Here is a 19,352-nt window from a genome sequence, read left to right on the forward strand (position 1 = left end):
GGTGCTGCTTCTGGCGGTGAGGGGTCGTGGGCGGCCGGTGGGTCTAGATCCGCGGACCGCGGTTCGGCCGCCGCGCTTGTTGCTGGCGGAGTTGTTCGCGTCGTTCGGCTTTGCGTTGTTCGGCCGCGCGGCGTTGCTGGGCGGCATGTTGCTCGGCGGCTTCTCTCCGGGCACGATCGGTGGCCACGATCGGATCCGGATGCACCGCTGCGGGATCGGGTGTCGCTGTTGCGCCGTCGCCGGCGCGTGCGGCGGCCGGGGCGCGGGCGGGTAGTTGCTGGACGCGGGCGTTGACGTGATCCCACGCCCGTGATGCGTCGCCGTGTTCGGGTCGATCACCGATGAGGGTGCGGTCGGTGTCGATACCGAACTGCTCCCGGTAGGCACCGACTTGCCCGGCGGTGATCTGCCAGCGCAGGCGGTCCCCGCCGGAGTCGGGGAGCTCGCCCAGATGAGTGGTCCAGCTGGGTTGATCGTCGACGGCCTGTTGACCGAGTTCGCGGGTGCGTTCGGCGATCTCGCTGTAGCGGCGCCTGCTCCAGTCGAGGAGTTCGGGATCGACACCGTCGCGGTCCTGCATGGGCGGCAGAACCCAGCTCGGTGCGCTGTGGTCTCGGGCATCGCGTCCCAGTGGCCACCGTCGTTCGGCCTCGTCGAGGAGCTGGCCGGCTGTGGGTTCGGCGCCGTCCACACCGCGGCGGAGTTCGACGATGCCGGCGCGTGGGTCCTTGCCTGCGCGTTCGGCGTTACGTAGGTGCGCGGCGAGGTCGGGCCATGCGGCGTCGTCGGTGAGGAGTGTCTCGGCGTGCTCGCCGAATTGGCGGCGCATCTCGGGTGCCAGCGTCGCGGACCAGGCAGCCATTTCCTCGGCGCCGTCGTCGATGTGTTTTTCCAGTCGCCAGTGCATCACCGCTGACACCGAGTCGGCGGTGCCGAGTTCACGCTGACCACGCGCGGCGGCGAGGGTAGGGCTGGCATCGAGGCCGAGTTGCTCGGTGCGCCGGTACTGGCGGACGAACGAATCCCATTCGGCTTCGCCGATCATCTTTTCCGCGAGAGCGGTGCCCATCTGGTCTCGGACGATCGCTTCGATGCGGTGCGCGTCGATGAGTTCGCTCGCGTAGTCGTAGCCGCCGACGTTGTAGTCGAGCTTGCGGTGCGCGACCGCCGCGTCCTGTTGCTGTTCGGTGGCCGAGACGTCGGCGCCGTCGCGGCCGATGATGGTGCGGACCACTTCGTCGGCGATCTTCTTGTCCGGGTGCACGTGGATCAGGTGCGGGTCGACGATGCGGTCGATCGGGACGTAGAGGTTGTTGCCGGTGCGACCTCGGGTCAGTCCGACGTAGAGGCTTTGGCGGTTCATGGTGTCGTCGACGAGGACGTGGGCGGTGTCGACGGTCATGCCCTGGGAGCGGTGGATGGTGGCGGCGTAGCCGAGTTCGCAGTACTGCTCGACGTAGCCGGCGGGCAGGCGAATGCGGCCACCATGATCGACGTGGCGTACCGACAGTGAACCGTCGTGGTGAGCAGTATCGACCGTCCACAGGTCCCCGTTGCGGACGCGTTCACCCCGGGTGCCGACCGGTCGCAGCGTGTTGTCGTTGCGGCGGGTGACGATTCGGTCGCCGGCGCTGGCGCGCAGGCCATCGGAGAGATCGTTTCCACCGCGCCCGACGAGTCCTTTGGCGAGGCGGTCGGTTCGGGCGCGGTCGTTGAGGTCGCGGACTGTGGTGTTGCTGCTGGCAATCATCAATGACGTCTGGTCTGTGTCCGCATCGGCGGACCAGGCGGTGAAAACTTTTTCGGCGAGATCGTCGGCCATGCCGTGTTGCACGCGGTCCTTGGCGGCGTACCACGCTGCAACGGAGGTGTCCCCCTCTCGCAGCCGCAGTGAGATGTCGGCTTCTTCTTTGTTCTGAAACCGGTGCACGTCGACGAGTTCCGGGGCCGAGCTGGTGCGCGCGATCAAGCGCAGTGCTCCGCCGGTGTCGACGGCCGCGAGCTGCTGAGGGTCGCCGAGGAGCCGAATGATCGCGCCGTGTCGGGCCGCGGCGCGGGTGAGACGGTCCAAGTCGTGAGTGGAGGCCATTCCAGCTTCGTCGACGAGGATCATCGCGCCCGCTGTGATGCCGGTGTCGAGTCCGTTGTCGTGGCGGGTGAGGACATCGGCGATGGTGCGTCCGGTGACGCCGAGTTCGCCGCCGAGGACGCCGGCCGCTTTCGCGGACGGGCCGAGGGCGATGACGTCGTATCCGGTTCCGCGCCAGGCGTCGACGACGACGCGCATGGCGGTGGTCTTGCCGGTGCCGGCAGGTCCGACGCCGGCGGCGATGATGTTTCCGGAGAACAGGAAGTGCTCGACGAGTGCTTTCTTGTCGGCGCCGAGTTCCCAGCCTTTGCGTTGGGTGTGCGCGGCGAGTCCCGCGTGGTAGACGTGCGTGTTCGCGATGACTGCGGTGGGCGTGTGGGCTGCAGCCACGAGCCGGTGTTCGGCGTCGAGGATGGCGGCGCTGGTGTAGGTCTCGTTGCCGTGCACGGTCAGGACCGAGGCACCGTCGCTGCGTTGCAGCGCGGCCGGGGCGGCGTCGACCTGCCGGGTGAGGCGGATCGAGTGTCCACCGAGGGCCGACTCGGTGACGCGTTCGGCGACGCTCTCTCGCTGGTCTGCGGTGGTGAACACCAGTGTCCGCATTTGGCGTTGCACTTCGGCCTGGACATGCCAGCGGTTCCAGCTCGAACGCTGCCGGGAGACTCGGGCGATGACCCGATGTGCCAGTTCGTCGTGGTCGATGTCCGAACCGTCGGTGGTGCGGATGCTGTGCCCGGCACTGTCGCCGAGCGCGGCGCGCAGGCGGCGTGTGCCCACGACGTCGATGGCTCGCTCTCGCCATTCCGTGCGTTGCGCGCCGAGCGCTTTGGGCGGCGCTTTGTCTTCGCGGGTTTCCAGCGTCGCTTTGTCCGCCAACCGCATTTGGATGGCGGTCGAGGGGTCTTTGCCGTGCGTCCTGCGATACTCGCCGACGAGCTGTTCGAGCCGCCGCTCGATCGCGTCGCGGCGCGAGAACTCGCGCAGCAATTCGGCCGGAATCCCGTCGATCTCGCGAACCGGTCTCTTGTCGATACCGGTGCCGGGGCGGTCGTGGAATACCGCCCCGACTTCGCGGGTGACGTACTCCTCGATGAGGGTGTTGTAGCGCTCGGAGGCAGCGACAGCAAGCTTGTGCAGAACGCGCCCGTCGAGGCTGCGCCACTTGCCATCTACGCCTTGAACCTTGGTGGAAATCGCGACGTGGGTGTGCAGGTTCGGGTCGCCGTTGCGGTTGTCCCGGTGATCGAACCGCGTGTACATCAGCCCGGTCGATTCGATCTGTCCGACGCCCGCTTTGCCGACACGGGTATAGGACGCATTGTTTTCGACCCAACCGATGGCGTCGGTGACCGCAGCATTGTGGGCCCGTTCGATCGCCAGGCTGGTCTTCTCGTCGCCGAGGCCCCAGAGCACCGACACAGATTTCTGGGGGGTGAACACGCAGTCGTAGCCGGCGACGGGCTGGCGTTCGCGTCGTTGTTGGGAGGCGATGTAGCGAAGCAGCTCTGCTTCGCTCGCCGGGGATCGCCCGACCTCACGGTGAAATTCATCCGCGCCCACTTGGTAACGGATCTGCAGGCACTCGCTCGCGCTGACTGTCTTCCCTGTCGCCTTGCGTTGCCGCTCGATCTCACCCCGTGTGCGCTTCATCAAAGGAACCTCGTTACGAAAGCTCGCGAACTTACGGCCGAGCCGGACCTCGTCGACCGCCCCCTGCGCGGTGGCTCCGTTCGCAACCGACTCGTTGATTAAAGCGTCGGCTTCGGGGTGTAAGCCCTCTCCGAACAGAGCTTTCATCTGATCCTCTCGCACCTCGCCTGACACCCCGAGTTCGTCGGCCGCCCGGCCACCCCACTGACCCGGCGGTGTGCCTTCAGCCGTGTAGTAGTCGGTCAGATTTTGACTGCGTTGCCGCGCAGCGTCACCAGTTGCCACCTCACGTGTGAGATAGGTGTAGCCGTCTCCCGCGTGCAGAGCGTGGACGGTCATCATGCTGCCACCTTAAAGGCTATGCGCCCCATAGTCACTAGTAGTGCAAGAGGTGTGTGGAGTTTGGTTCGTGAAATTGAGCGTCGGCGAAATGTTGTCGGATCGTGACTGTCGCAGCGAAATGGGACTGCGGGAACTGCCATGGACTGAGGGGGACGAAAGCTGTTCGCAAATAATGGTTTTGCGGTGTTGCGGTGGGTGAAAACTCCTTGCCGTTTCTGCTTTCGGACGTACCCTGGCGCCATGGACCACCACACGAGATCGCCATCGAGCGCGCGGGACCGAGCACGAAAAGCGAATGCTCAGCGATTAGCGGATGCGCGGGCGCGCCTGAAGAAACAGGAAGACGACTTGGTGGCGTATTTCGATGCCACCCGAGACGAGGACAAGATCGAGGACGACCTCGCCGAGAAGATCGCGAAGCTTCACCGCGCCGCGCAGACGAAGCTGCAAGACGCGAGGAGCCGCCGGGTGGCGGCGTTAGCGTCGCTCAAAGACTGGGGCGAAACCTACAACGCCATAGCATCGTTGGTGGATCTCCCTGTTGCCGAGGCGACCAAGCTGATTCGATCGATCAGATCGGCTCAATCTCCCACCGCCGGGAACGATCTCGCCGCGTCGGAGTCCGAGGCAGATACCGGAGCGCGCGGTTCAGTCACCAGCCCAGATCCGGGACGCCCAGCCGATTCGAGGGCCGGCGATGCGCGCAGATCCGACAGGGACGTTGCGTAGCGTGGGCAAAGCACGACCCGTCCGCGAGTGACGTAGGAATCGAATGCAACACACACTGGCAGTGCAAGATCCAGTCATGCGGGACTTCCATCCGCCGTGTGGTCTCATCCCGTCGGTTGGGATGTTTGGCGACGGCCATGCCGACTGCCTGTGACAATCGTGCAGCAACATTCGCGCGCAATCTCCGAAAGTGTTCGAGCGACCTTGTCGGACCCCCAGAGTTCACTGCACAGTGAAGCTAACTCAACGGAGGTAGATCACATGATCGGACTGATCGTCGTCGCCGTCGTGTTCACCGCAGCGTTGGCTCATGCAGGGGCATCGGAATCGGGATGGCATTTCGCACCGTTGCGTGCAACCAGACTTGTCGTCATGTGGTCGTTCAAACTCGTCGTGGCACTCGTCGCTCTCACACTGGCTCTCGTGTTCGGCGTTGCGTCGAGTGCGTTGCGCAGCTCGTTCTAAGGCCCGACGGTCTCCGGGGCGATCTTCGATGGGTGAGCCGCTGTGCACCGGTTGTTCGATCGCGCGTCCCGTGGTGATGTGGCGCCAACATCACACGACAACTGTGTGCGACTGCTGCACGCAGTACACGGGTGCGCTCATAGGCCGCAGGCAACTCGGCACCACGCCGGTGCTGCGTTGCCTGCGGGTTGTACTCACATCAGCAGTGGCTGCGCCCACTCGTAGACCCAGCGCGGAAGTTGCGGGCACCACGTTGTACCGGCAGCGAATCGCCCGTCGAGGCATCGCGCTGCGTCCGGGGGCACAGCGGACACCACGCGGCTAGCGGCCACGCGGGCCGCGACCACCATTCCGCCGTTGTGACGTACACGTATAGCGGTCGTCTCAATCACCCGACTGCTGGAATACCCGGCGGTGAGTCGGTGACAGTCCCACCAGACGTCATTGGTTTCGCCGAAGAAGTAGTCGAGTGTCTCGGAGAAGTTCGGGCCGAACAGTGCGCCGCGATCGGTGTCGATCCGGATGTGCATGACAGTGTCCTTCTGTGAAATGGGTTCAGAACAGCGGCAGCTGATCGCGATGCGCCTGTTCGTCGAGGAATGTGCGGTAGCGGGCGACGAGGATTCGAGCGGCAGGGTCTGCGTAGCCGGCTGCAACAGCGGCGTCATGCAATGACCGGCCGGCCTGCATGTCGGAATCGAGTGTTTGGCCGGCAGCCAGGTCGTCGATGACATCCGGTTCGAGCCCCTCGGCTACCTCCTCGGTGAGCCGCAGAGTCGCTGCGGAGGTGAGGGGCGGTCGGTCGGCCCTCATAGCGTCGTACCGGTTCGAAAGGCGTCGATGCGGTTCATTGCGTCGCGCTGCGCCCGCCCGATCTCGACGAGGCGCTCGAACAGTTGCTCCTCCGGCGCTTCCTCAGCCATCTGAGTGATCGCGAGACCGGCATCGTGGAAGCTGCGGCGATAAGCCTCCGACAGGACCATCCCGGCGTAGTCACTTGCCGACGCACCGCACGCATTGGCGGTCGTGACGTTTGTCAGTGCCCGCCGCAGTAACGCGCCCTTGTGACCGCTCGATCCCGAACGAACGAGCACGCTCAGCACGCTCGCCGGGTCGTGAGGCGCTGACGCGAGGATCAAGTCCTGCGCAACGCCGTAGAGCTGGCGGTAGGCGGGTTCAAGGAAGTCGTTCGCCTGCAATGCCGCTGCGATGCGGCGATTCTCGACCGTGTCATTCGACCACATCAACGCGCACACAGCCAGGGCCTCGGGTGCAGTCTCAGGATTGTCGGTCAAATCTTCGACAAGTTCCTCAGCGGAATTTTCGGACGGCTCGAAGGACACTGCATGCAGAGCGGTCACGTCGGCCCACTCCTTTCGATATTGATGGGGACGATGACTCGGTTTCGTTGACGTGCAACTGTTTTGAATTTCTCATTGGCGCCGTAATTCTTACTGTATCGCCGGGTTCAGTATTTGGATATACCTACATTCACGGGATACCGCGGTGGACCTTAATGGACTGTGGATCAACACTTTTAGTTAATTTTTGCTATCGAGCTGAATGGATTTTCCTTCAGTGCGACACACGCCTTACATGTTTGGGAAATGCAGCCTTTACGGATGGCTCTGTGCCGTCTCGATTCAGCCCGCTACGATTGCGGCCGTGACGCGATCGATCATCGAACAGCAACTGTCCGATTCTCTGGAGATTTCGGAGGATCGTCTGCCCGGCGGAACGGGAGGCTGGTTCGGACGTGCCCCGGCGGGGGCGTCCAGCCTGGTCGATCTGATTTTTGTGCGTTTGGCACTGCCGGACTGATTCCGGTGCGGATCGCTCCTCAGCAGGCGGTGAGTCGCTGCGCACCAGCGGGCGCGCACTTGTCTGCACCCGCCCGCTGGTAGCCACTCATTCATCCGGGCAGTCGAGCGCCTGTCGATTCCTCGACGACGTCCGCGTCCGGGATGAGCTCGCGCAGTCCTCGGGTTCGAACCCTGCTCGTAGCGCTCGATCCAGCAAGACCGTGAACGATGGCACCGTCTCCCCCGCTGTCCCGGCAGCATTCTGGGCAGCATCGAATGCTATTCCCGCCGAAGCACCGTCACCTCCCAGGTAAGCGAAGTATCCGGCAATCGTCAGCGCTTGAGCGCGTGCAGTTCCTCGCAAGCCTCGCGCGACGTGCGTCATGACATCGAGTGCCGACTCCTCGCCGTAGACCGCCAGCCGCAAGTACGCGTCCCGAACGTCGAGCGGGGATCCGCTGAGGGTGATTCCGACGCGCGCGGACACGTCGTCGCTGGGGATCTCCCGCGCGTAGACCGTCGCTGCTAGTTCTTCGAAGGTCACTGCGAGGAAGTCGTCTCCGAGCCGGACCGCTGCCTGCAGCCCGACCGATTCGGGAATCTCCGTTCCTTCGGCAAATCGGTGTACCAGTGCGTCTCGCGTGGACTCGATGACGCGTCCCGACAGTACCTGCGCTGCAGCGACTTCGCTGATGGTCGGGTCCGGGATCGTACCTACGTGGCCGGTCCCCAGGTCGCTGAAGAGTGCACCGGCTATCACTTCGAATGTATGCAGCGCGGCGTGGACATCGATTCCGACCTGTGTGAGATGTTGGCTGATTGCGTCGACTCCGTCGAGCGCCTGAACCGTCGCGCTGGGTTCGGCAACTGCGATCACGATCGCGGAGTCCGCGTGCTGGCGTGATGCCGCGGCGGCGATATCGGCGGCGGATGTCTGACCGCCGGCCGAGTCTGACCGAATTACTGCTCGCACTAGTGCCTTTCGTGCGGTGTCGCTGGCCAGCAAGATGACAACGATCGAATTGTGCGGGGTGAAGCCGATCATTGCAGGTAATGCGGCGACGATGCTTGCTGCGGAGCTGATGTATACGCGGGATGTGGTGGGGTCGCTCATGGTCCGTGCCTTTCATCGATGATGTGGTGGGATCGCCCGCGGAATCAGGAAATGCCGGCGAGTTGTGCGTCGTCGATCTGCTGTTCGGTGGCTCCGAGCTCTCGCGCTTCGGTGTCCCAGGCTGCGAGCGTCTGGCAAAGGTCGGTGACGTCGATGGTGAGTCCGCTGCACATTGCTGCGTCGAGGCGACTGATGGCCTGCGTGATCTGTGCGAGTGCTCGGTCCAAACGATCGATGTTGCTCATGGCGACCCTTCCTGCTCAAACGGTGACCGGACCTTCGCCCTGCCAATTTCTTTCGCCTCATCTGGCGTAAGAAGAGAAGGCCGCCGACGTGCCCGACGGTGCAACTGCTGGACCGGAAAGTCTCAGCCGAAGGCGCTTTGAGAGTTTTGGGGCCTTGTGCCGGCGTCAGCCGCCAGTGGTTGCGGCGGCGGGCACGGCGGAGGCAAGCTCGCCTGTAGCCAGATGCGCCGAAAGAAATTTGCTCTTCACTAGCGCGGAGCGAAGCGCAGCTCAATGCATGGGGACGCCCCAGGGACGGCTTGCACCACGACAGACCGAATCGACACGAGTACGTCCAGCACATAAAGCCACCTCTGAAGCAGCATTGGAAATGTGCGGTATTCCCTGCATTCGTAACGGCCGTGAAGCTCTCGTACTGCGCAGCACCTGCCGATTTAGAGCAAGCGGCGAGGTCGGCAGTCGTCCGCTCCGTTTTATGGCGAGCCTTCAGCTCGTGTTCGCAGTCCTTCAGGAGGATGCCCGTCCAGGGGGACAATGAGTAGATGAGCAAGCGCAAGCACCCCGGCATCGTGATCAGGTCGTGTGAGATCACCGAGGACGGTACGAGGCGCGAGGTACCCACACCACAGCTACCGTCGGAACCACCTTCCCCACGAACGAGCGAACACACACTCGGAACGGTCCAAGACTGGCACCCAGAGGAAGGGTCGGGAGTTATCGCCTCTGATCGCACGCCCGGCGGTTGCTGGGTCCACTATTCCGACGTTGCAGGCAGAGGCTTCCGAACCTTGACCGCCGGACAGGACGTCGCCCTCGAGTTCGAAGATCTCGGGGCGAAGTACCCAGGCGGCAACCAAGACGGTTACCGATACCGCGCGATTTCCGTAACGGGAAAGTAGGGCTCCCGTTGGCCGCCCCCACGCTGTCCGCGTGATTCTTGAACTCATTCCTGGCCGAAATGCATCTGATCATGCTGAGGCTGAGCAGGACTCGGGCCGTATGGCGTCATGGGGGGCAGTTTTCTCGAGCGATCTGCACAACCAGTCACCCAGACGTTTGACTGCGCGCCCGCACTTCCTCAGGACTGCGGCCGTCCGACTCCACCGTCGGCCCATCGTGGTCCAGGACTGAATGCAACTTTGATGCGTCGAACGCCACTTCTCAGTCGGCGACGCCGAAGGGCTGAAGGCTCCAGCACTGGTAACGACATTACTGAGGCGCCACCGGTACCCTTTCGACTGGCGGATGTGCAGTATTCGAAACGTGCAGTATTTCTCGCCAGGGTGTCGTGCGCGATTAGTCGAAGGTCCACGCTGATTGCGTACGATGTAATCGGCAGTCCGCGCCGGAAGTACGAACGGCTAGAGTGCGCCAGGGTAAGTCGGCGGAAGTGTGCGAGACGACGAAATCGAATATCGTCAGAACCGGGATGGTCCGATCGTTGGATGAAAGCCGGCTGGCACATGCTGGACCATTCGCAGATCCACAGGTGAGCGAGGTGGTGAACTGCCGGTTTCGCACCGTCTTCGAGGCGAACATCAACCGCGGCGTTACCACCGATGGCCCACCACGACGGCCGATCGGAGTCGCCGGGCGTCACCTCTGCGAGACCGACAATCGCGATTGTCAATGCGTTCGCCCCACGCTCCCGATCGTGGATCGGAGGCCCAGTGCAGGCGGTCTGATCGCAGGACACAGAATTTGCCGTCGTCCCGCACCTGCGCGACCACTCCTGACAATTTCAGCTCAAGTCGCGCCACATCCTCCACGAGGGGATCGTCCCACGGAACTTCTCCGTAAATTAGCGAAGACGACTGTCGAATGGCTGTCTTAGCCCCAATACCGTTTACTTACGGAGACGGTAAGGACTGTGCAGCGAGGACACGAGGACGGTGGTCGATGCGTGGTGCGTCTCGATGGTGTGGGTGTTTGACGTGAAATACGGACATCTTCCGTTTGACGACGCGAGGGTTTGCTCGTTGGGTTCGGGTGGGCAGTAGTTCGCGGACGACTTCTGCGGTGACGCGGCGATGTGCGTCGGTGTGGTTGTCAGGGGGAAAAACCCGGGTGGCTCGTCGTGCTGCGGCGAGCGGCCCTTAGGGTCCGGGTGAACGAAAGCCGGTCTGGATCCCGCCCAGAACCGCTTGCTATGGAATGCATTACAGATCTGATGGCGTAGTGCACGCAGAGATGTCCGTAGACTTCTCGGAGGACGCCGTCGCAGGTTTTCGATCGTAGGACCACCCTTGGCCCGCGCTGGTGGGTTTTCGCTCGTCGAACGCGGTCTCGATTTCCCATCGCTGGGCATACAGTTCGGCGACCTCGTCAGCGGGTTCGTCCTGCGGGTCGGTGATCGTGGTCAGCAGGCAGTAGGTGCGCTGCTCGACGTCGTTGATCGCAGTGTCGGTGCTCGTATCGGGATCGGTGGTGTCGAGGGTGTATTCGATGACGCGGACCGCGACACCGTCGCGGTCGTTGCGGCGCGCGGTCGTACCAGGATAGATGTGTGAGGCGAAAGATCCATCGGCGTAGCGTGTCTCGACGGGCAGTATCGCGTTCGACTTCATTCGCCACACCAGATCGGCTCCGGTCCCGGCGCATCGATTCCATAGGGAGTAGCTGAAGAAGCCCCGGTCGGCCAGCACCAGCATCCCGGCTGTCATCGATGTGGTCACCGACTCGGTGAGGGTCTGCTCGCCCTGCTTGTACGTCCCCACTGCCACGTCGATGATCGCGTGGGAGCCGCACTCGGCCAGGCCCAGGACGCGAACCTGCGGGAATGCTCCACCACGTCCACCGCCACGCGAGGACGGTGGCCGACCGAAATACTCGACATTCACGGCGGTGTCGGGTATATCCAAGGTCAACCCGTCAATACTGGTCAGCTGCCATTGACGATAGAAATCGCCTGCGACATTGCGATCGGCCAACGGTTGAGCAACCCGGGCGTACAACACCTTCAGCGCCTCGGACCCCAATCGTTTGCGAGCCTGAAACAGTGCCGCTTTCGTCGGAACTGTCCACTGGTGCGACCAGCCCGACGCCCACTCGAGACCTGCAACCAACTTGCGGATCACCTCCTCGTACGAATCGGAGGAGAATAATCCCAGTGCCAGAACGTAATACACCACAACTCGCGCCGGCAACAATCGTGACCGCTGCTCCACACGACCGCACTCAACCAACACCTCGTCGACTACTTCCGGTGGAAACACCCGCGTCAACACACCCAAGGAAATGTGATCCGTCAACCGCTGAGAATCATCCGGTTTCACCCATCCCACACGTGGCATGAATTGAGAATAACATCCATGTCATTCTAAGTAAACGGTATTGGGTCTTATCTGGCCTCTACTCCGATCGCATCGGGCGGCGCAAGTTCATTATGACCTCATGTGCGCTGGCGATCGTCTGGGCCTTGGTGCTGTTCCCCATTCTCGATACCGGGTCGAAGCTCGCATTCGGACTGGGGGTTGTAGGAACGTTGCTGATCATGGGAATTGCGTACGGCCCAACGGGCGCATTGCTTCCCGAGCTGCTCGCAACGCGCCACCGGTACACCGGCGCCGGGCTCGCATACAACCTCTCAGCCATTCTCGGTGGAGCGATACCGCCCTTGGCGGCGGCACCATTGACAGACGCGTTCGGATCCATCGCCATCGGTGTCATGCTGTCCGCATTGGCAGTGCTCAGCCTCGTTTGCACGATCAAACTGTCGGAATCAAAGGATCATGCTATGTGATGGGCACTGTCACGTTGTTGAAGTCGGCAAACTGGCAGAATCCATGGCGTGACCACCCCGATGCCGTCGTACAAGGGCCACCGCTACCCGGTCGAGATCATCAAACCACTGCGTGTGGTTGTACTTCCGGTTCCCGCTCAGCTTCCGCGAAGTCGAGGAGATGATGCTGCAACGCGGTGTCATGGTCAGCTACGAGGCGATCCGGCGGTGGTGCGCCAAGTTCGGGCAGGCCTACGCCAACGAGCTGCGCCGCCGACGCCCACAATCCGGTGACAAATGGCACCTCGACGAGGTGTTCATCCGAATCAATGGCCGCCAGCATTATCTGTGGCGCGCGGTCGACCAGCATAGCAACGTGCTCGATGTGCTGGTCCAGTCCCGACGAAATGGCAACGCCGCCAAGCGATTCTTCCGTAAGCTGCTCAAGGGTTTGGGGTATGTGCCGCGGGTGATCGTCACCGACAAGCTCGGCAGCTACCAGGTCGCGCACCGCGAACTGCTGGCCTCGGTCGAGCATCGCCGATCGAAATACTTGAACAACCGGGCCGAGAACTCGCACCAACCCACCAGGCAGCGAGAACATGCGATGAAACGGTTCACCTCGGTCGGGCACGCGCAACGCTTCCTGTCCGCCTTCTCGGGCATTTCGCCGCATTTCCGACCCGGCCGACACCGCCTCTCGGCATCCGAATGGTATACCGAGATCGCCGACCGTTTCACGATCTGGCAGGAACTCACGACGACCGACGCCGCCTGAAAGTAAACAGCCCGGCGGTGTCCTGTAACAGCCTGCCCCAAACAGGCTTCGCTGCTACGCTTTTCGACTAATGTGACAGTGCCTCCAGCAGGCTGATCGGTGACATGCCCCCAGCGTGGCGGAACCACCGAGGCCCGACCGGCCACGACACGCCGACCGCCAAGGATGCCTCCGCAGTTGTCATCCCCGTCGCGATCAATCGCCAGAACTGACGTTGCACCGCCCGCGAGGGCTCCGGCCGCCCGGGCGAACGCATCGCTGGCCGAAGCGCACGATCAGCACGCCACTGCCGACGAGCCCCCTCTGGAACATCGCTGGCCTTCTTGCTCCAGTCTGCCGTAGCCACGTCGCACACCTCCGAGATCAGGGTGTTGCGACGACCAGTTGAATCCGCCTTACACCCCGTGATCGGAATGTACGATCGTCCCAACCGAGCCGCGTTGCGCCACAGCATTGGTCAATGCGGACACCGCCAACGAGGCCTTCATTCGGGAGTCGATCGAGTAGCCGACGATCCTGCTGGACCACACATCTTTGATGGCGCAGAGGTAGAGCTTGCCTTCGTCGGCGCGGTGTTCGGTGATGACGGTGAGCCACAGCGTGTCCGCGGCCTCTGCGGTGAACTGACGGTCGACGAGGTCGTCGTGGCCGGGCGGACCGGCCCTTCCGGTATCCACCGGTGTGTTGTCGATCGGGGAATGAGGACGTAGTCGCCGGTTCAACCGGTCACCGCGCTGAACACCGTTTCCACGACCGCAGAGCCGGATTCGATATACACCATCTCGTCGCCGATCGAGTTTCGATACAGCGGTGATACCTTTTCGGCGACGACGTAGGAGATTCGCACGTCAGGGTTACCGAGAATCAACCGGCGTCCGGTCACGACATCTGTTCCGGCAACGACGTCGTTTGGGAACAGGTTGTGCAACAACAGATGTCGCGGAATCAACGGGTGATTCGGGGTCGTGCTCTGATCGGGAAGGTCCCACACGGATGCGTCGACGATGGCCGCGGGAATGTGTCGGTGATACAGAAGCGAGGAATCGGAGGAGAATCCTTCCTCACCCATCAGTTCCTCGAAGTACAGCGACCCATTTGGTGCGCGGTGCTGGGTGTGCCGTTTCGGTGGAACGGCACCGAGTTGCCGGTAATATGCCACGTGAAGTCCGCTTTCTCAGGAGGTGATGTGATGGTGTTATTCGCTCACCGAATGGTCGACAGATCGACACCCTTGGTCTCACGACTGAGCACCAGTGCCGTCAAGGTCACCGCGATGGTGATCAAAAGATACGCGACGACGGATCCGACACCGTATCTGTCGTTGAGCCAGACTGCGATCAGCGGTGCGGGCGCTCCGGCGATGATCGACGATCCCTGGAACACGAGCGAGGCGCCCGCGTAACGATGACTTGTCGGAAAGAGCTCCGCGATGAACGCCGCTTCGGGTCCGCCGAGCATCCCGTGCAGGAGCGTTCCGACGCACACACCGAGATAGAGAAGCGGAAGACTTTCGAAGTGCATCAGCCAGAAAAAGATCGGCGCCCAGATCGCAAGTCCTACAGCAGGCACGATCATGGCAACTCTGCGGCCGACGCGATCGGACCACGCGCCTCCGCCCAGCATTCCGATGAACTGCAGAATCGAACCGAAGGTCACGGCAAGAATGATTTCTCCGCGGCCGAAGTCGAGGGTTTGCGTTCCATAGGCAATCACGAAGATGGTGTAGAGGTAGAACGCCACGTTCTCACCGAGACGGACACCGACGCCGGTCAGCACGGCACGCGGGTTCACCAGTGCTGCTGCGATACTGGAGCCATGCGCCACTGGGGTTTCCGGATTCACCGCCGTACGCTCGGCCTTCGCGCGCGCTGCAAGGAAGACCGGTGATTCCTCGACACCGCGCCTGATCCAGAATCCGATGATCAGCAGCGGAATTGCGAAGAGGAACGCCAGACGCCAACCCCAACTGTCGAATTGGGCATCCGGCAGGAAAAAGATGAGCAGGGACACGAGTACGGTGGCCAGGACCGTACCCGCGGGTGCACCGGCCTGCGGCCAGGACGCCCAGAACCCACGTCGCTTGGCTTCGCCGTGTTCGCTCACCAAGAGGACGGCAGCACCGAATTCACCGCCGAGCGCGAAGCCCTGGATCAACCGAAGGACCAGCAGCGACACGGTGGCCCAGATCCCGATCTGCCCGTACGTGGGTAGAAGGCCGATCGCGGCGGTGGACGCACCTAGCAGAAGGAACGTCACGACCAGCATCGGTTTGCGTCCGAACCTGTCACCTAGATGCCCGAACAGCACACCGCCGAGCGGGCGGGCCACGAAGCCGAGCCCCTGAGTTGCCAATGCCAACAACAGCTTCACGGTTCCGTCGGAGCCGGGAAAGAACAACGGGCCCAACACGGTCGCCGCGAGGATTCCGTAGATCGCAAAGTCGTACCACTCGAGGACGGCGCCGGCCATGCCGCCGGCGAGCACCCGCCTGAAGCCACGATCACGCGACGTTCCCTTTGCGACCGGTGCCACCGTCGCTGGTCCTGATATCGATTCCACGATGTTTCCTTCGAAGCCCTTGGATCAGGACCCTCGGACCCTGATGTGTCAGTTTACTTTTAACGCACACATTGTTCGTTCTACGCACAACAAAGGTAACCCGAATCACTACGAAGAACAAGCAGTTCACACAAAAAAACCGTCGACACCATGGGTCGACGGTAGGCGGCGGCGAGGCTTTACGCGGACAGCAGGTCGCCTATTTTGCGCGCCGCCGAGACCACCGCGGTGGCGGCCGCTCCGGTGTCGAGGCCATCGATCGCTACCACACCGACGCTGAACTGCACGCTCGATGCGACGTGAGGGCCTGCCGCGAGTTGCACGCCCGCCGCCACTCCCACCGTCCCGCGTTCGATCTGACCACGAGTGACGATGTACCCGTCGACGCGCGCCTGCTTCACCGAATCCGGCTCGCCTCGCTCGGGCGGCCGCAGAGCGAGGATCGCGATCCCGGTCGCCCCCTGAGTAAGCGGATGTCGGTTGCCCACGCGGTACCCGACTCGAATGATGCTGGTGGGCGGATCGGCAACTGCCATCACTACGCACTCGCTTCCTTGCGCTGTGGAGAGGAAAGCACTCGAACGTGTTGTTTCGGCCAGAGTCTGCAGGATTGGTGCGGCGCCACCGTAGAGTTGAGGAGCAAAATGCGCGGCCAACACCGCCGTCGCGGCGCCGAGCCTGATTCGGCCGTCGTCCAAGCGTGCAACGAACGACCGCTCTTCGAGAGTCGTCACGATTCGGTAGCAAATCGCGCGGTGAACGTCGAGCTCTTTCGCAAGGTCCGCGACCGACATTCCATCCGCCGACATTGCGATCAGTTCGAGTGCGCGCAGCCCACGATCCAGAGTCTGCAAGGTACTCATGGGCGACTCCAAACAGTTTGGGTGTATTTGCACACCCTACTGACCGCGGACCGCGTCACACCCACCCGCGCGGCGTGAACTGCAATTCCAGCCTCCTCGAGCGCTTGAAAACGGGCCATATGTCTTGGGCTTCTGGTGGCTGTCCTCACGCGACCTCATTGGCAGTGCAGAGTTCCGTGTGCATCGACAGAAGACACGTGGCTGATGCTTACCGACGATCGTTTGGATGACTGCGGCGTGTCTGAAGTTGTCACGCTCTCCCGAGAATCTCGTCGAATACCGTTCCCATTGGCAAAGTCCCGTATTGATGCCCACGATCCTGCCCGAGGCGCCCGGCGATGAACGCATCCGCTGACGCGGGGGGTGCATAGCGAACCATCAGCGACGCTTGTAACGCGAGTGCCATCGCTTCGGCCAGGGCGCGGGCGCCGAGCTGAGAATCCGCGGGGGGAGTCGCGGCAAGTTCTCTCACCTGCTGGCGAACCCGGTTCAGATGCTGATCAAGAACTGGATTATTGCCGCGGACAAGGTTTACCTCGTGGTCGAAGGCGACGACGGAATCAGGCTCACGGGTCATGGCTCGCAACACGTCCAACGCTATGACGTTGCCCGATCCTTCCCAAATGGCCATCACCGGCTGCTCGCGATACCGACGCGCCAGCGGGAAGTCCTCGGTGTAACCGTTGCCGCCAAGGCATTCGAGTGCCTCGTAGGCGTGGTGCGGACCACGTTTGCAGATCCAGTATTTTGCCACCGCGGTGGCGAGTCGCCGGAACGCCTTCTCGTGGTCGTCGGCGTCGTTATCTTGAGCGCGGGCGAGGCGAAGCGCGGTGATGGTGGCGGCCTCGGATTCGAGGGCCAGGTCTGCGAGAACCGACTTCATCGCCGGCTGGTCGGAGAGGAGTACTCCAAACGCGTTGCGGTGGCGGGCATGCCAGAGAGCTTCCGCGACCGACTGTCGCATCCCGGCGGCGCTGCCCAGGATGCAGTCGAGCCGGGTCTGCGAGACCATCTCGATGATGGTGCGGACACCGCGTCCGGGCTCACCGATCATCAAGGCAACCGCGCCGTCGAGCTCAATCTCGGACGACGCATTAGATTTGTTGCCGAGCTTGTTCTTCAACCGTTGGATGCGGAAGGCGTTTCGTTCCCCGTCGGGGAGGACACGAGGCAACAGGAAGCACGACAGACCGGACCCTACAGGACCCTCTGCTTGAGCCAAGACGAGGAACGCATCGGACATCGGCGCGGAACAGAACCATTTGTGGCCGGTGAGCAGATAATCGGCACCGGCACCGCCGCGACCCGCGGGCTTCGCCACGGTGGTGTTGGACCGAACATCCGACTCGCCTTGCTTTTCGGTCATCGACATACCGAAGAGCGCGGACCCCTTTCCGGGTAGGTCCAACGTGCCGCTGTAACTGCGCGAGAGCGCTCGCGGCACCCAGTGAGCGGCCACGTCCGGCTGCATCTCGAGAGACGGAATCACGGCGTGAGTGATCGAGATCGGCAGGAGTGCCCGGGCTCGACCTGGGCGAAGAGCATGAACGTGGCAGCGCGGGCCACGTTGGCGCCGGGTTTGGGGTCAGCCCATGCGGCGGTGTGCGCTCCGTGCGCCACGGCAGCGGAAATGATGCGGTGGTAAGCGGGGTGAAATTCGACCTCGTCGATACGGTTGCCAACGCGCTCGAACGGCCGAAACTCGGGAACGACAGTGTTTGCGAGCGCGGCGTCGTGCTAACGCGTCCTTCTCCAACTCCGCATCCGCAAGCAGACGTTTGAGCCGGCCGTTCTGCTCGCGCAGGTCCTTGAGTTCCTTCGCGGCGTCGGTGTCCATGCCGCCGTACTGGCGGCGCCAGTTGTACAACGTCGCCGCCGAGACTTCGAGTTCGGCGGCGATCTCCTCCTGCGTTTTGCCCGCCGCGGTGAGCTCGTTGGCTCTGCGCAGCTTGCGCACGATGTCCTCAGCGGAGTTCCGCTTCCGTCCAGCCATAATTCTCATCTTCCTATCCGCCCAGGTTACGGGCAACAGGACTCTAAAACACGATGGCCTCGTTCACCGGAGGCACGCCATCGTCACCGGAGGGGCTGTCTCCGACCTGCGTGTATTGCCGCGCTTTGCGGACCGCTTCGACGAGAACGTCGATGGCTGGTGCGGCTTGTTGCTGCGCCCATTGCTGGTGTGGCGAATGAAGTCGAACGCCATACTGCCCGTCGAGACACGCTACGCCGATGGATCTTTCGCCTCACACATCTATCCTGGCACGACCGCACGCCGCAACGACCGCGACGGTGTCGCGGTCCGCGTCATCGAATACACCCTCGACACCACCGATCCCGATACGAGCACCGACACTGCGATCAACGACGTCGAGCAACGCACCTACTGCCTGCTGACCACGATCACCGACCCGCAGGACGAACCCGCTGACGAGGTCGCCGAACTGTATGCCCAGCGATGGGAAATCGAGACCGCATTCGACGAGCGAAAACCCACCAGCGCGGGCCAAGGGTGGTCCTACGATCGAAAACCTCCGACGGCGTCCTCCGAGAAGTCTACGGACATCTCTGCGTGCACTACGCCATCAGATCTGTAATGCATTCCGGACGCGATCCAGACAGGATTTCGTTCACCCGGACCCTGCGGGACGCTCGCCGCAGCACGACGAGCCACCCGGGTTTTTCCCCCTGACACCCACACCGACGCCCACCGCCGCGTCACAGCAGAAGTCGTCCGCGAACTACTGCCCATCCGAACCCACCGAGCAAACCCCCGCGTCGTCAAACGGAAGATGTCCGTATTTCACGTCAAACACCCACACCACCGAGGCGCACCACGCATCGACCGCCGACCCCGTGTCCTCGCTGGGGAGTGTCCGATTAACGGTTGATCCGACCTTGGCGTCGGTTAGTTACCGTTCGGGGTGATGCGTCCTTCGAAGGTGATCGCGAACGCGTTGAGCGCGGGCTTCCACCTCATTGCCCATCGTGCCTT

12 protein-coding genes and 9 pseudogenes are annotated in these 19,352 nt (G+C 62.7%); 7 read left to right on the forward strand and 14 right to left on the reverse strand.

Annotated elements, in window-relative coordinates:
* Positions 1-43 precede the first annotated feature (43 nt).
* Complete coding sequence (gene mobF / locus QMK17_RS22945; RefSeq protein WP_283511611.1) at positions 44-4,081, reverse strand: MobF family relaxase; 4,038 nt, start codon at positions 4,079-4,081, stop codon at positions 44-46.
* A gap of 240 nt (positions 4,082-4,321) precedes the next feature.
* Between mobF and QMK17_RS22950 the strand changes: the two genes are divergently transcribed.
* Both QMK17_RS22950 and QMK17_RS22955 read left to right on the forward strand, forming a co-directional pair.
* Positions 4,322-4,810 (forward strand): hypothetical protein, encoded by a 489-nt coding sequence (locus QMK17_RS22950; protein ID WP_283511612.1) that lies wholly within the window; start codon positions 4,322-4,324, stop codon positions 4,808-4,810.
* 261 nt (positions 4,811-5,071) lie between these two features.
* Positions 5,072-5,275, forward strand: a complete 204-nt coding sequence (locus tag QMK17_RS22955) for a hypothetical protein (protein ID WP_283511613.1) — start codon at positions 5,072-5,074, stop codon at positions 5,273-5,275.
* Positions 5,276-5,469: 194 nt separating this feature from the next.
* On the opposite strand, the gene QMK17_RS22960 is transcribed toward QMK17_RS22955, so the two are convergent.
* From QMK17_RS22960 to QMK17_RS22970, 3 genes are read right to left on the reverse strand one after another with little or no spacing between them, the layout of a single operon-like run.
* Entirely contained in the window at positions 5,470-5,805 is a 336-nt protein-coding gene (locus QMK17_RS22960) for a hypothetical protein (protein ID WP_283511614.1), read from the reverse strand.
* A 25-nt stretch (positions 5,806-5,830) separates the two neighbouring features.
* Entirely contained in the window at positions 5,831-6,088 is a 258-nt protein-coding gene (locus QMK17_RS22965) for a hypothetical protein (RefSeq protein ID WP_283511615.1), read from the reverse strand.
* Complete coding sequence (locus QMK17_RS22970; protein ID WP_283511616.1) at positions 6,085-6,636, reverse strand: DnaB-like helicase N-terminal domain-containing protein; 552 nt, start codon at positions 6,634-6,636, stop codon at positions 6,085-6,087. Before QMK17_RS22970 ends, QMK17_RS22965 begins: the two co-directional genes overlap by 4 nt.
* Before the next feature lie 304 nt (positions 6,637-6,940).
* On the opposite strand from QMK17_RS22970, the gene QMK17_RS22975 reads away from it, so the two are divergent.
* Complete coding sequence (locus tag QMK17_RS22975) at positions 6,941-7,096, forward strand: hypothetical protein (RefSeq protein ID WP_168708374.1); 156 nt, start codon at positions 6,941-6,943, stop codon at positions 7,094-7,096.
* 87 nt (positions 7,097-7,183) lie between these two features.
* On the opposite strand, the gene QMK17_RS22980 is transcribed toward QMK17_RS22975, so the two are convergent.
* On the reverse strand, positions 7,184-8,191 hold the full coding sequence (locus QMK17_RS22980) for a DUF4192 domain-containing protein (protein WP_283511617.1): 1,008 nt from the start codon (positions 8,189-8,191) through the stop codon (positions 7,184-7,186).
* Between the two features lie 44 nt (positions 8,192-8,235).
* Entirely contained in the window at positions 8,236-8,436 is a 201-nt protein-coding gene (locus tag QMK17_RS22985; protein ID WP_283511618.1) for a hypothetical protein, read from the reverse strand.
* Between the two features lie 542 nt (positions 8,437-8,978).
* Here QMK17_RS22985 and QMK17_RS22990 point away from each other — a divergent pair.
* Positions 8,979-9,335 carry a cold-shock protein gene (locus QMK17_RS22990; protein WP_283511619.1) on the forward strand — a complete coding sequence of 119 codons (357 nt, stop codon included), beginning with the start codon at positions 8,979-8,981 and terminating at the stop codon, positions 9,333-9,335.
* 1,150 nt (positions 9,336-10,485) lie between these two features.
* Here QMK17_RS22990 and QMK17_RS22995 read toward each other — a convergent pair.
* Positions 10,486-11,729, reverse strand: a pseudogene (locus QMK17_RS22995) (IS4 family transposase).
* Positions 11,730-11,773: 44 nt separating this feature from the next.
* Here QMK17_RS22995 and QMK17_RS23000 point away from each other — a divergent pair.
* A pseudogene (locus tag QMK17_RS23000) lies at positions 11,774-12,178 on the forward strand (MFS transporter); the annotation flags it as partial.
* A 60-nt stretch (positions 12,179-12,238) separates the two neighbouring features.
* Positions 12,239-12,935 (forward strand): annotated as a pseudogene (locus QMK17_RS23005) (IS6 family transposase).
* An 82-nt stretch (positions 12,936-13,017) separates the two neighbouring features.
* Here QMK17_RS23005 and QMK17_RS23010 read toward each other — a convergent pair.
* From QMK17_RS23010 to QMK17_RS23040, 7 genes and pseudogenes are all read right to left on the reverse strand, one after another.
* Positions 13,018-13,191, reverse strand: a pseudogene (locus QMK17_RS23010) (IS30 family transposase); the annotation flags it as partial.
* Between the two features lie 145 nt (positions 13,192-13,336).
* A pseudogene (locus QMK17_RS23015) lies at positions 13,337-13,600 on the reverse strand (DDE-type integrase/transposase/recombinase); the annotation flags it as partial.
* Positions 13,593-14,094 (reverse strand): annotated as a pseudogene (locus QMK17_RS23020) (homogentisate 1,2-dioxygenase); the annotation flags it as partial. The pseudogenes QMK17_RS23015 and QMK17_RS23020, both read right to left, overlap by 8 nt.
* A 44-nt stretch (positions 14,095-14,138) precedes the next feature.
* Positions 14,139-15,485: an MFS transporter gene (locus QMK17_RS23025; protein WP_283511623.1), complete on the reverse strand. Its 1,347-nt coding sequence runs from the start codon at positions 15,483-15,485 to the stop codon at positions 14,139-14,141.
* 188 nt (positions 15,486-15,673) lie between these two features.
* Positions 15,674-16,357 carry an IclR family transcriptional regulator gene (locus tag QMK17_RS23030; protein WP_283511620.1) on the reverse strand — a complete coding sequence of 228 codons (684 nt, stop codon included), beginning with the start codon at positions 16,355-16,357 and terminating at the stop codon, positions 15,674-15,676.
* Between the two features lie 250 nt (positions 16,358-16,607).
* Positions 16,608-18,094: pseudogene (locus QMK17_RS23035) on the reverse strand (acyl-CoA dehydrogenase family protein); the annotation flags it as partial.
* 40 nt (positions 18,095-18,134) lie between these two features.
* Positions 18,135-18,359 (reverse strand): annotated as a pseudogene (locus QMK17_RS23040) (transposase); the annotation flags it as partial.
* Positions 18,360-18,651: 292 nt separating this feature from the next.
* Here QMK17_RS23040 and QMK17_RS23045 point away from each other — a divergent pair.
* Positions 18,652-19,049: pseudogene (locus tag QMK17_RS23045) on the forward strand (transposase); the annotation flags it as partial.
* Positions 19,050-19,352: the final 303 nt, after the last annotated feature.

The sequence above is a fragment of the Rhodococcus sp. G-MC3 genome (assembly GCF_030063335.1).
In the GTDB taxonomy this organism is placed as follows: domain Bacteria; phylum Actinomycetota; class Actinomycetes; order Mycobacteriales; family Mycobacteriaceae; genus Rhodococcoides.

What these genes read in the sequence shown, in the direction of transcription:
- mobF (WP_283511611.1), bottom strand. Translation starts at nt 4,081, where the DNA reads ATGATGACCGTCCACGCTCTGCACGCGGGAGACGGCTACACCTATCTC.
- QMK17_RS22950 (WP_283511612.1), top strand. Translation starts at nt 4,322, where the DNA reads ATGGACCACCACACGAGATCGCCATCGAGCGCGCGGGACCGAGCACGA.
- QMK17_RS22955 (WP_283511613.1), top strand. Translation starts at nt 5,072, where the DNA reads ATGATCGGACTGATCGTCGTCGCCGTCGTGTTCACCGCAGCGTTGGCT.
- QMK17_RS22960 (WP_283511614.1), bottom strand. Translation starts at nt 5,805, where the DNA reads ATGCACATCCGGATCGACACCGATCGCGGCGCACTGTTCGGCCCGAAC.
- QMK17_RS22965 (WP_283511615.1), bottom strand. Translation starts at nt 6,088, where the DNA reads ATGAGGGCCGACCGACCGCCCCTCACCTCCGCAGCGACTCTGCGGCTC.
- QMK17_RS22980 (WP_283511617.1), bottom strand. Translation starts at nt 8,191, where the DNA reads ATGAGCGACCCCACCACATCCCGCGTATACATCAGCTCCGCAGCAAGC.
- QMK17_RS22985 (WP_283511618.1), bottom strand. Translation starts at nt 8,436, where the DNA reads ATGAGCAACATCGATCGTTTGGACCGAGCACTCGCACAGATCACGCAG.
- QMK17_RS22990 (WP_283511619.1), top strand. Translation starts at nt 8,979, where the DNA reads ATGAGCAAGCGCAAGCACCCCGGCATCGTGATCAGGTCGTGTGAGATC.
- QMK17_RS23030 (WP_283511620.1), bottom strand. Translation starts at nt 16,357, where the DNA reads ATGAGTACCTTGCAGACTCTGGATCGTGGGCTGCGCGCACTCGAACTG.